The sequence below is a fragment of the Pseudomonas sp. P5_B2 genome (genome assembly GCF_056400445.1).
In genome coordinates, this window is sequence record NZ_JBFULH010000570.1 from 1 (window position 1) to 2,604 (window position 2,604).

Here is a 2,604-nt window from a genome sequence, read left to right on the forward strand (position 1 = left end):
GCTACGGACCGGTTGAGACCGGAATATGTAGCAGCTGTCGAGCAACGCGAGGCTGCGTTCTTTTGATCGTCTCGATTTATAGTGCCGCGCGGGTTTTGTTATGGAGACATCCCATTGCGTATCGTTTTTCTATTCTCGGCCTGGCTGTTGAGCTTTGGCGCCTTGGCGGCGCCCGGCGATATGGCGACGATTGATCGCAGCACCTGGCCTGAGAAGCTCAGCAGCCCGACCCTGTTCGACGTGGCGTCGCGGGCCGAAATCCTCATGTTTGCGCGCGTACTGCTGACCAGCGAATCGCTGGATGAACCCGCCCTGGCCCAGCGCCTCGGGTTGCGCAAAATCAATCTGGAAGCGGTCAATCAACTGCGCCAGCGCCTTTGGCAGCGCCTGCTGACCAACYACAACTTCGCCCAGCAAAGCTGCGATCAGGATGCGTCCTTCTGCTTTTTGGTCGAAGACATGGACACCTTGCGCGGGCAAGCGGCCAAGTTCCAGATCAGCGACGAGAGCTACTACATCAAATGGGCCGAACCGAGTCGGTTGTTCCACGCTCAGTATCTGGACGAGCAACTGCGCAAGGCCGCCCTGTTTCCACAGACCAGCAGCGAAGTCGATCGTTTTGGCGACTATGAGCGCAATGGCGAAGGGATGCATGACCGGTTGTATTTACTGACCTTCGACAGCGCCGCCAACATCGCTCCGGACAACACCGGTTGGGTCGCCGAGTACCTGCGCAAGTCGAACATCAGCGGCACGTTTTTCGTCCTCGGCAAGGACATTCAGACGCGCCTGGCCGAACAATCAGTAGCGAGGCTGCAAGCGATGTACTCGCAGCAATGCATCGGCGTGCAGGGCTGGGAGTTCCGCTCCCACAGCCACTGGCAAGACTGGCAGGACTCGGTACGACGCAGTGTCGAGTTGGTCAAAAGCAAGTTGCCGGAGAATTACGTACCGCTGTTTCGTCCGCCCGATGGCCAGCGCCGCTCCGATGCTGAAGGCTTCTTCAACACTCAAGGCTTGCGGGTAGCGCTATGGGATATCGATGCGCAGGATGGGGCGGGCAAGCTCAAGGGCAATCCGAGCGCGCAACGGGTGTTGACGCTTATGCTGCTGTGGCGCCACGGCGTGATCAATTTCAATGTGAAGCRGGACGCGGTGAAAACGGCGATACCTTGGATCATTACGCAAACGGCGCAAAGCGGGATCGGTTGGGAAGACTGCCAGGATGGTTTTCGCTAAATTGCACAAACCCCGTAAACATTGGGCTTTTGGCGTTTTTGGACGAGATTTCGATGCAGGCGGACTTCCGACTTTAACGGGGTGATAGCAGTCCGCCAAGTGTTATTGGTCACTCTGAAAAATAAACTTCAAAAAAACGTCAAAGTACTTTTTTCTGTCATGGGTTTTGGAGTATTACGAAGACAGACCGCCGAAACCTGCAACACAGGTGGCGTCTCCCAAGACCCAACTTGTGTGCAGTTCACTTGAATCCTCGCAGGTGAATTCGGTGGCCACTTCGAGGCGCAGCACTGTCATGGTATTGCGTCGACTGGCTCCCACAAAGGTGACCGAGTATGGATGATCACGGACGTAGTTCTTCTTCCAACCAGCCAATCCTTTATGTACTCGATACCAACGTATTGATTCACGATCCAAACGCCCTGCTTAACTTCGAAGAACACCACGTTGCTATCCCGATGACCGTGCTTGAGGAGCTGGACAAGCTCAAGAGCGGGCATCACAGCGTGGCTGCAGAATGCCGTCAGGCCATTCGCCTGATCGACAAGACGCTGGGCGATGCCAGTCCTGAAGATGTAGAGCTGGGTGTACCGATCCAGCGCGGCAAAAGTGGGCCCAAGGGTTTGCTGTCAATTCTGATGAGCAAGCGCGCCGAACCGAACATCATTCTTCCCGAACACCTGAACGACAACATCATCATCAATCAGTTGATTGATCTGCACGCGCGTGAACCAAAATTGCCCGTTGTGCTGGTCACCAAAGACATCAACATGCGTCTCAAGGCCCGAGCGTGCGGGATCGCGGCCGAGGACTACAGCACCGACCAACTGGTTGACGACGTTTCGTTGCTGCCTAACGGTTACCACAACATGACCGGGTCATTCTGGGACCTCGTCAAAAATGTCGAAACCCGCCAGGATCACGGCCGCACCTGGCACCAGGTGAGAATGATCGACAACCTGCCGGCTGTGCACATCAACGAGTTCATCATCGACGAACAGGGCTTTGTCGGCTGGATCAAGGAAATTGACGAAGACAAGCTACTGATCCTCGACCTGCACCAGGAACCGCTGCTGCATCAGGAAGCCTGGGGCCTGAAACCGCGTGACATCTATCAGAGCCTGGCGCTGTATGCCTTGCTGGATCCGGATATCCACCTGGTCAACCTGACGGGTGCTGCCGGTTCGGGTAAAACCATCCTGGCCCTGGCCGCGGCGATCGAGCAGACCATGGTCAGCAAGCGCTATCGCCGGATTATCGCCACCCGTAGCGTACAAGGCCTGGACCAGGAGATCGGCTTCCTGCCCGGCACCGAAGCAGAAAAAATGGAGCCTTGGCTCGGCGCCATCACCGACAACCTCGAAG

General features: G+C 56.3%; 2 protein-coding genes. Both read left to right on the forward strand.

Going from position 1 to position 2,604, the window contains the following annotated elements:
• The first annotated feature begins 114 nt into the window (after positions 1-114).
• Positions 115-1,239 (forward strand): polysaccharide deacetylase family protein, encoded by a 1,125-nt coding sequence (locus tag AC1DRJ_RS24095; protein ID WP_477804356.1) that lies wholly within the window; start codon positions 115-117, stop codon positions 1,237-1,239.
• Between the two features lie 335 nt (positions 1,240-1,574).
• Positions 1,575-2,604, forward strand: a 1,030-nt coding sequence (locus AC1DRJ_RS24100; protein WP_477804357.1) for a PhoH family protein, incomplete at its 3' end; no start/stop codon positions are given.